An 8,527-nucleotide genomic window follows, 5' to 3' on the forward strand; every position below is an offset into this window, starting at 1 on the left:
TTCCGGTCCGGTGAGGTGCCCGTGCTGGTGGTCAGCAAGGTGGCCAACTTCTCCATCGATCTGCCGGAAGCGTCTGTGGCGGTGCAGGTTTCGGGCACGTTCGGTTCGCGGCAGGAGGAGGCGCAGCGCCTCGGTAGACTGTTACGGCCGAAACAGGATGGGGGACAGGCGCATTTCTATTCCGTGGTCGCCCGCGACACCCTCGACGCCGAGTACGCCGCGCATCGGCAGCGGTTCCTCGCCGAGCAGGGGTACGCGTACCGCATCACCGACGCCGACGATCTGCTCGGACCGCCGATCGGTGACGGCGCGTAGCGCTGATCGGCAGGTCGGATCGCGGTACCGTGCGGTGAAGTCCCCGGCAGATAAGTGGAGGCAACTCCTCCGCAACTTGTGCTAGGAAGGAACCGTGCGCCGCTTCGAATTCGTGGTCGACCGTGAGCACGCTCATGCGGTCAACGAGACGTTCACCGGGTTACGCAGGATGCGCGTGGTCGCACTGCTGGTCGCCGGGCTCGCCGTCGCGGCCACGGCCGCGCTGCTGTGGAGCGGTCAGGCGTGGGGTTACCTGCTCGCGGTGGTGTGCGTCCTCGTCGCGGCGATCGCGCTGTGGGTCGCGCTGTGGACTCCGCACCGCTCCAGTATCGAAAAGCTGTACCAGGACGGCGCTTTGGTGCCCGCCGTGGTCACCGAGATCGAGGGGTCCGGCATCGTGCTGCTCGCCCTCGTCGACGTCGCCGAGCCCGCGGCGGCCACGCGCAGCTGGGCGCTGATCACCCGCAAGGTGCGCACGCTGCCCGGTCACGCGCCGGAGCCGGGTGAGCGGGTGCCCGCCGTCGCGGTCCGCACCGACAGCGCGCCGCGGCAGGTGGGCGAGCGCTGGCAGCTGGTCACCGCCATGCCGATCGCCTGGGGCACCCGCGACAGCGCGGTGATCGAGCGGGCCCGCGGCGAGATCACCGAGGTCGAATGGCAGTTGCTCACCGCGAACCTGGCGCTGGCCGCGCGGGTGCGGCGCACGGCGACCAAGCGCCTGCTGCTCGACCCGCAGCAGCTGCCCGGCGACCTGGGCTAGGAGTCTCGCGGCGCGGCTGGGACGATGGACTGTGTCCGCGGGGCTCGATCCGGCGAAAGGTGTCTGTCCAGATGCGATGGTCGGCCTCCATCTGCGCGATCCTGGCGATACTGACGCTCGGTATCCGCCCGGTCGACGCGGATCCGGGGCTGATCGGGGCGGCGGGGCTGGGTGACCCCTACTACCCGCTGGACGGCAACGGCGGCTACGACGTCGACCACTACGAGCTGACGCTCGACTACGACCCGGCCATGTCCTTCCTGCGCGGCACCGCGCGCATCGATGCCGGCGCGACCCAGCCGCTGGCGCAGTTCAACCTCGACTACCGCGGCCCCGAGGTGCTGATGGTGACGGTGAACGGGCAGCCCGCGGCGTTCACCCGCGACGGCGACCGTGAACTGGTCGTCACCCCGCTGCTGCCGCTGCCGCCCGGCCTGCCGATGCGGATCGTCGTCGACTACGCCGGTCAGCCCGCCGACACCGCGGGCGAGGGCTGGACCTACGCGCCCAGCGGCGGCGCGTTCGCCGTCGGCCAGCCGCACAGCGCGAGCACCTGGTATCCGCTCAACGACACGCCACTGGACAAGGCGACATTCACCCTGCATGCCTCGGTGCCCGCCGACTGGGAGGTGATGTCGACCGGCGACCGCACCGTGCACGAGGTGCGCGACGGCAGGCTCGTCACCACCTGGGAGACCAGGTCGCCCGTCCTCGGGTACCTGACCACGATCGCGGTCGACCACTTCACCTTCCTCGAACAGCGACGGGCGAACGGCACCCCGGTGCTGAGCGCCTTCGCGCCGGAGTCCGAGGGCAATCGCGAGGACGAGCAGCGCCTGCCGGAAATCCTCGACTTCCTCGAAAACCTCTACGGCCCTTATCCATTCGACGTCGCGGGTGGCATCTACGTCGACGCCGTGATCCCGTTCTCGCTGGAAACCCAGACCCGCCCCACCTACGCGCCGTGGGCCGACCTGGACACCGTGGTGCACGAGCTGGCCCACCAGTGGTGGGGCGACACCATGTCGGTGAAGCAGTGGTCCGACATCTGCCTCAACGAATGCTTCGCCAGCTACACCGCCGAGTACCTCTGGCTCGAGCGGGTCGAGCAGGCCGACGTCGACACCAAATACCGCGAGACGATCGCGAAATTCCGTGACGATCCCGAGTTCTGGGAGATCGCGCTCGCGAATCCGGGCGTCGGCAACGAGTTCACCTCGGTCTACTACCGCGGCCCGCTGTTCCTGCACGCGCTGCGCAAACTGCTCGGCGAGGACGTGTTCTTCACGGCCATCCGCGATTTCGTGACCGCGCGCCGCGACGGCCATGCCTCGATGCCGGAATTCCGGGAGTTCCTGCAGAGCCGGACCTCCATGCCGCTCGGTGAATTCCTGGGCGAGTGGCTGGATTCGACATCGCCGCCGCAGGAGGCATTCCTGTACCCGGGCACGCTGGGCGGCTGAATCGCGGCGGGCTTTACCTGAAGTGCACTCGAGCTTCTAGCCTAGGTTGTACTGCGTCAAACCGAGGCTAGGAGAAGCGATGACGATCGATGCGGCAGTGCGGGTGCTGGAGCGGTATGAAGGGGCGTTCAACTCCAACGACGCCGATGGCATGAACGCATTGTTCTGGGAGGACAGCACTTTCGTGAACTTCAGTGGCAGTGTGGCCACCGGCCGGGACGAACTGCTGACCAAACAACGTTTCGTGTTCGGCGCGAACGGGCCACTGCACAACGTGAACGTGCACTACCACCTCGAGCAGACTATCGAGTTGGCACCGGCATTCGTGCAGGTCGTCGCGCGGCAACGCACACGAGGTAGCGATGATTCGGCGCGGGACCCGATGCACGGTGTGATCATCCTGACGCTCGAGCAGCGGGCGAGCGAATGGCGTATCCGCACCGGGCAGAACACCCCGGTGAGTATCGGGTAGCGGGTGGAGCGCCTGGGACGGTCAGGCGCACAAGACGCGGGTGGCGGGAACGACGTCACCGATCCAGCGGCGAAGCTGGGTATCGTCGGCGGATTCCGGCCAGTACACGAAGGTGTCGAAGCCGGTTTCCGTGGCGAGATCGACCAGAATGCGCGCCCAGCCCGCGGCGTCGGTGCGGATCGGTTCCTCGCCGCGCAAGGTGACCGGCCCCGGAGTATCGGTGATCGTTCCGACGAGTTGCGCCATCCGGGTGATGTCGGCCGGGTTACGTCCCGCGTCGATCGCGGCGGCGGAGATGATGTCCTGTGTCGCCTGCCATTTCTCGTACGGTAGGTAGTGCGGGATGGGCGCGGCCCACCCGTCGGCGATCCGTCCGGTGAGGGCGTTGGCCTTCGGGCCGACGCTGCCGAACCAGATCCCGACGGGATGCGCGGGCGCGGGTCCGGACTGCACGCCCTGCACGGTGTAGTGCGTGCCTTCGACTTTCGCCTTCGTCCCCGGCCGCCACATCGCTCGGATGATCGCGGTGGCTTCCTCGAGCGCCCGCAGCGCTTCGGGATTCGACCGCACCGGTCCGCCCATGGTGCCGATCGCCGGCCAGAACGCGCCCGCTCCCAGCGCGAGTTCAAATCGCCCGCCGCTGAGCAGATCCAAGGTCGCGGCCTGCTTCCCGAGCATCGCGGGCCCGCGCAGCGGCAGGCTGGCCACATCCGGAAACACCCGCAGCCGTTCGGTTTCCGCCAGCACCGTGGCGATCACCGCGAACGTATCGGCCAGCCCGCCCGAGTACGGATGATCCTGGATGCCGAGCAGATCCAGGCCTTCCCGGTCCGCCACCTCGGCCATCGCGCGTAGCTGCGGGAGCTCGGTCGCCGTCGGCGCCAACTGAATACCGAATCGTAGGTCCACACCGCGATCATGCCAGCTCCGTCAGCGCACCTTCAGCCAGTCCGCGAGCGGTTGACTATTCCTCTTCCATGCGGGCGCGGGCGCGGTCTGCCCATCGCTGCATTCGCTCGAATTGGCTACGTGCGGAGGTCAATTCGCCGCGCGCCCGATGCTCGGCGGTACGGGCGAAGTGGCGCTGCTGTTCGGCGTGCTCGAGTTCGGTGCGCAACTCGTCGATGCGGGACTCGATGGCATCGAGGTCGGTTTTCGATTGCGCGGCAGCTGCTTCCGCCTCGTCCCGAGCCGAGCGGGCTGTCCCGAGCGCGGATTCGGCGTCGTCGAGTTCCTGCTTCGCCTCGGCGCGGCGTGCGGCCTCGGCGTCCTCCGGTGACTTGCCGGATCGGCGGGTGCTCGCGCGCTTCGCCGGCGCGGCGGCCTTGCCGCCGGTGATCGCGACCAGCCCGGCCGGGCCGAAGCCGTCGTAGGTGACGGTGGCGGGCAGGACACCCGCGCGGATCTGATCGGCGACGTCGGGATCGGCCAGCGCTGCGGTGAGGGTCTGGCCGACCTCGCGCAGCACCTGTTCGCTCGCGGGCCGGTCGTGCTCGGCGGCCAGCTCGCCCGCCCGCTTGGTCATCGCGTTGACCACCTGCTGGCGTTGCGCGCCGAGCGCGCGGAGTTTGTCGCCGGAGAGCTGGCGCTGCGCCGAACGCAGGGCGTCACCGAGGTCGAGCAGCGCCGCGATCTCATTCGGCGCGTGCCGGGCGAGCAGGTTGACAGTCCACGCCGCGACCGTGGGTTTGCGCAGCGCGGTGATGGCCTTGGCCAGGTCGCGGTCGCCGTCGGCGCGCGCCTGGGCGGCCCGCTCGGTGCGGGTCGCCACGAAGTCGCCGGGGTCGAGGCCGTACAGCTCGCCTGCGACATCGTCGAGGGTCATCTTTGTGATCGTAGCCAGGTTCGACGGGGCCGAGCGCGGACGACACCGGCTTGGGTATCGTCACCGGCGGCCATGTATGCCTGAACCGTTCGGTGAGTGAGGTTTTCAGTGATTTTCCCAGGAAAGCGACTGCTGGCGCGGATCGTGTTCGCCCCCGTGGCGACGGTCGCACTGGTCGGGGCTGTTGTCGCCTGCTCGTCGGACAGCGACTCGTCCGCCGGCGCGGTCACCAAGGGCGCCTGCGTCGAGGTCACCGACAACGCGGCCGACGCGATGCAGGCGAGCGTCGGTGACTGCTCGGCGGCGACGTCGAACTACCGGATCGTGCAGGTCGGCGCGGCCCCGCTGACCTGCGCCGTCTCCGACGCCACCTTCAACGGCACCGTCGGCGACACCAAGACCGGCCTCTGCCTGGCCCCCAACTTCGCCCAGGGCAGCTGCTACGCCGACGCGGGCAAGCGCCCCGCCGAGGCCGTAGCCTGCACCGCGCCGGAGGCGACGTTCAAGGTCGTCAAGCGGATCGACGGGGTGGCCGACGAGCTCCAGTGCGGCACCGACGCGACTCAGTTCCGCACGGTCGCCGACCCCAAGACCACGTTCTGCATGGCCAAGCCGTAATCCTGGAGCATCAGTCCAGGAGGGCGACCGACGCGATGCGGTGCAGGGTGAAGTGGCGGGTCGCGCCGGTGACGGGGTCGACGGCGTCCAGTTGGCCGTTGCCGACGCGGATCGGTTCGACCACGCGCTGGCTGGCGACGCCTTGGGCGTCGACGTAGCCGATGTTCACCGGGCGGCCCACCCTGGCGGCCAGTTGGAGCAAGGCCAGGGTGGCCGCGGTGCCGGTGCGGGTGCCGTCGGTGCGCACGGACTGGCCGGTGCGGGCGCCCGCGGCGCGTTCGCCCGCGCGGAGTTCGGTGACCAGCAGGGACAACTGCTCGTCGCTCGGGGGGCTCGGGCGGTAGGGCTTGCGGGCCAGGGGGCGCACGGCGATGCGGGCGCCGCGGGGGCGCAGGTCGACGATCGCGCCGGCGGAATCCTCACCGGCCGGGGCGAAACCGGCCGCGCGCAGCTGCTCGAGCAGCTCGCCCAGCGGGGCCAGGGCGATGGCAACGGTCGGCGCGATCGCGCGCAAGGCCAGGGTGTCGGCCACCGGTGCGGCCAGGACCTGGGCGAGCAGGGCCGGGTCGTCGCTGCGCAGGAACGACTGGGCCATACCCGCGCGCAGCTGGCCGTGGCGGCGGGCGACGTCGTCGATGAGGTAGGTCAGCGACTGGGGGACCGGCGTGCGGGAGTGGGTGGCGAACAGGGCGTGCAGTTCGGCGGCGGTCATCCCGGCGTCCAGCGCCCGGCGCACCGAGGCGTCGCCGACCCGGTAGACCGTGGCCGCGCCCGCCGACTCCACATCGGCGACCAGCGCGATCCTGGCGCGGAGTTCGGGGATCAGCGGGCCGGGGGCGATCACCGTCAGGTCGGCTTGGACGAGCACGTGATCGACCGGTTCCGGCAGTGCCGCGGCCATCTCGGCCTCGGCGTCGGCGACGCTGGTCGGCGCGCCGTGCAGCAGGGCCCTGGCGGCGGAGTCGAGCGCGCCGCGGCCGAGCATGCCGATCGTGGCGGCCTCGGCGAGGGTCGCGGTGACCGCGTCGAGGCGGAAGTGCCTGCGCCGCCGCGGCATCCGCCAGGCCAGCAGCTTGCCGATATCGGACGCGGACAGCGCGGAGCCGCTCGGGTACTCGGCGAGCAGGCCGAGGATCGCGTGCCGGTCACGCACGGCGTGCGGGATGCGCAGCTCCGCCGAGAGCGCGGCGATCGGCTTGTCGGCGGCGTCGCGCAGGCCGATCATCCAGGGCATGCGGTCCAGGTCCAGCCACGCTTGCGCCAGTAGTACCCAGCGGGTCGCGGGCGGTGCGTCGAGCCAGGCGTCGGCGGCAGGGGTCGGCGCCCAGAAGTCGTCGGTGGTGTCCAGTTCGGGCGTCGGCTCCGGCAGGCCCTTCTCGACGAGCTTCGCGGCGGCGAGCAACTCCAGCAGCAGGCCGGTGCGCTGCTCGTCGACGCCGGTCTGCTTGGCCAGCCTGCGCAATTCGCGCACGCCGAGTCCGCCCGCGCGCAGGGCGGGGGCGGGCAGGCGGCCCAGCGCGTCGAGCAGATCGGCGCAATCGCGCAGCAGCTCACCGACTTCGCCGGCACCGACCGCGTTCACCTCGGCGGGCGCGTGCTTGGTCAGCGTGGGCTTGGGCGGGGCAAGGGCGTGCGGGTCGGTGACCGGTTCGCCGCGCAGCACCTGACCGACCGTCACCGGCAGCTCGACCGTCTCGTCGTCGATCCGGTGCAGCAGCCGGGCATCCAGCAGGCGCGGCACCGGACGGTCGGCGGGCGTGCCGGGCGCGGCGTCCCTGGTGCGGCCTCGGGGTCCCGTGGTGGCCAGCTTCTCCAGCAGCGCCCGTTCGGCCGGACTCGCCTGCGCCAGCGCGGTGGTGACCTCGGGCTCGGTGAGCGCGTCCGGCAGCGCTGTCGTCGCGCCCAGGGGCCAGGGGAGAGCCTCGGCGGCGCTGGGCGTCAGGTGCAGGCCGTCGCCGGTCTGCCAGACCAGCGCGCGGTCGAGCAGGCGGGTCAGTGCGGCGGTGAACGCGGTCTTGGTGACGCGGTCCTTCAGCTGCGCGTGCAGGGTGGTCTTGGATAGCGGCGTGATCGCGGTGCCGATGGTGCGCGCGTCCTCGTTGGCTGTGAGCGCCTCGATGATCGCGAACTCGAGCGTGTCGAGGTCGTCGGCGGCGCGCAGCACCGAGGCCCGCTGCTGGGCGCGCACCGCGAGCACCGACATCGAGGCAGGCAGCGGCACCGCCAGATCGGGCCGCAACTGCAGCAGTTTCACCAGCTGGGCGTCGGTACGCGCACCGAGCCAATCGGCTAGGGAGTCCGTCGCGATCATCCGATCCAGCCTACTTCGTGGGTATGCCAGAATGAGCCCGTGGTGAACAAATCGAAGAAACCCTACGTCGACAACGGCTGGCCGCAGGTGGCCGACGGCGAGCACGCCGTGACCGAACTGTCGGCGACCCGCGCCGGTAATCTCTCGCCCTTCGGTGAGGACACCGAGTTTCCCGTCCCGGCGGCCAAGCTGCCGTACATCCACCCGCAGACTGTCATCAACCGGGTGTAGTCAGGACGCGAAAGACAAGAGCCCGCATCCCTGGGGGATGCGGGCTCTTGTTGTCTGCGGGGGCGATCAGGAGGGCAGCAGGCCCTTGTTCGCCTCGAAGAAGTCGATCACGGCCGGGTCGAGCTGAGTGCCCTTGGCCGAGTTGAAGAAATCGAGCGCCTGCTGGGGCACGGCGACACCCTGCTGCTGCACGACGGTGAGTGCGCGGTCGACGGCCTGGAAGACTTCCTGGCTCGGATCCTGCACCTGCGGGACAGTGACCTGGGGAGCCCAGCTCGGGGCCGAGGGAGCGATGCGCTCGGTCGGGCCGCTGCTCAGGCCCAGCTTGGATGAGCAGGAGGGCCAAGCGCCCCAACCCTGCGAAGCGAGAACCTTTTCGGCGACCGCGATCTGCTGCTCGCGGCTGGCCTGGTTGGCCGTGGCGGCGTACTCGCCACCACCGTGTGCGTTCCAGGTGGAGGGCGAGAACTGCAGCCCACCCTGGTAGCCGTTGCCGGTGTTGATGCCCCAGTTGCCGCCGGCTTCACACCTG

General features: G+C 70.3%; 10 protein-coding genes. 6 read left to right on the plus strand and 4 right to left on the minus strand.

The window, feature by feature from the left end; genetic code table 11:
• The 4 genes from ACFWPJ_RS17420 to ACFWPJ_RS17435 all read left to right on the plus strand — a co-directional run.
• Nucleotides 1-315, plus strand: a 315-nt coding sequence (locus ACFWPJ_RS17420; RefSeq protein WP_378852487.1) for a helicase-related protein, incomplete at its 5' end; no start/stop codon positions are given.
• Nucleotides 316-409: 94 nt separating this feature from the next.
• Nucleotides 410-1,075, plus strand: a complete 666-nt coding sequence (locus ACFWPJ_RS17425; protein WP_378852489.1) for a DUF3239 domain-containing protein — start codon at nt 410-412, stop codon at nt 1,073-1,075.
• A gap of 71 nt (nt 1,076-1,146) precedes the next feature.
• A complete protein-coding gene (locus tag ACFWPJ_RS17430) occupies nt 1,147-2,538 on the plus strand; it encodes a M1 family metallopeptidase (protein ID WP_378852491.1) in 1,392 nt (463 codons plus the stop codon).
• 79 nt (nt 2,539-2,617) lie between these two features.
• Entirely contained in the window at nt 2,618-3,010 is a 393-nt protein-coding gene (locus ACFWPJ_RS17435; protein ID WP_378852493.1) for an SgcJ/EcaC family oxidoreductase, read from the plus strand.
• Nucleotides 3,011-3,031: 21 nt separating this feature from the next.
• On the opposite strand, the gene ACFWPJ_RS17440 is transcribed toward ACFWPJ_RS17435, so the two are convergent.
• Together ACFWPJ_RS17440 and ACFWPJ_RS17445 are read right to left on the minus strand one after the other, a co-directional pair.
• On the minus strand, nt 3,032-3,919 hold the full coding sequence (locus ACFWPJ_RS17440; RefSeq protein WP_378852495.1) for an LLM class flavin-dependent oxidoreductase: 888 nt from the start codon (nt 3,917-3,919) through the stop codon (nt 3,032-3,034).
• 55 nt (nt 3,920-3,974) lie between these two features.
• Nucleotides 3,975-4,835, minus strand: a complete 861-nt coding sequence (locus tag ACFWPJ_RS17445) for a hypothetical protein (protein WP_378852497.1) — start codon at nt 4,833-4,835, stop codon at nt 3,975-3,977.
• 108 nt (nt 4,836-4,943) lie between these two features.
• Between ACFWPJ_RS17445 and ACFWPJ_RS17450 the strand changes: the two genes are divergently transcribed.
• On the plus strand, nt 4,944-5,453 hold the full coding sequence (locus ACFWPJ_RS17450; RefSeq protein ID WP_378852499.1) for a hypothetical protein: 510 nt from the start codon (nt 4,944-4,946) through the stop codon (nt 5,451-5,453).
• Nucleotides 5,454-5,463: 10 nt separating this feature from the next.
• Here the strand turns inward: ACFWPJ_RS17450 and ACFWPJ_RS17455 are convergent, their stop codons facing one another.
• A complete protein-coding gene (locus ACFWPJ_RS17455) occupies nt 5,464-7,764 on the minus strand; it encodes a helicase-associated domain-containing protein (protein ID WP_378852501.1) in 2,301 nt (766 codons plus the stop codon).
• Nucleotides 7,765-7,803: 39 nt separating this feature from the next.
• Between ACFWPJ_RS17455 and ACFWPJ_RS17460 the strand changes: the two genes are divergently transcribed.
• The gene (locus tag ACFWPJ_RS17460; RefSeq protein ID WP_378852503.1) at nt 7,804-7,995 is read left to right on the plus strand and encodes a hypothetical protein; all 192 of its coding nucleotides are present in this window, start codon (nt 7,804-7,806) and stop codon (nt 7,993-7,995) included.
• Between the two features lie 66 nt (nt 7,996-8,061).
• On the opposite strand, the gene ACFWPJ_RS17465 is transcribed toward ACFWPJ_RS17460, so the two are convergent.
• The coding region (locus ACFWPJ_RS17465) for a resuscitation-promoting factor Rpf1 domain-containing protein (protein ID WP_378852505.1) at nt 8,062-8,527 on the minus strand (466 nt) is incomplete at its 5' end.

The sequence above is a fragment of the Nocardia sp. NPDC058497 genome (assembly GCF_042720195.1).
Taxonomy (GTDB): domain Bacteria; phylum Actinomycetota; class Actinomycetes; order Mycobacteriales; family Mycobacteriaceae; genus Nocardia.

What these genes read in the sequence shown, in the direction of transcription:
- ACFWPJ_RS17430 (WP_378852491.1), top strand. Translation starts at nt 1,147, where the DNA reads ATGCGATGGTCGGCCTCCATCTGCGCGATCCTGGCGATACTGACGCTC.
- ACFWPJ_RS17435 (WP_378852493.1), top strand. Translation starts at nt 2,618, where the DNA reads ATGACGATCGATGCGGCAGTGCGGGTGCTGGAGCGGTATGAAGGGGCG.
- ACFWPJ_RS17445 (WP_378852497.1), bottom strand. Translation starts at nt 4,835, where the DNA reads ATGACCCTCGACGATGTCGCAGGCGAGCTGTACGGCCTCGACCCCGGC.
- ACFWPJ_RS17455 (WP_378852501.1), bottom strand. Translation starts at nt 7,764, where the DNA reads ATGATCGCGACGGACTCCCTAGCCGATTGGCTCGGTGCGCGTACCGAC.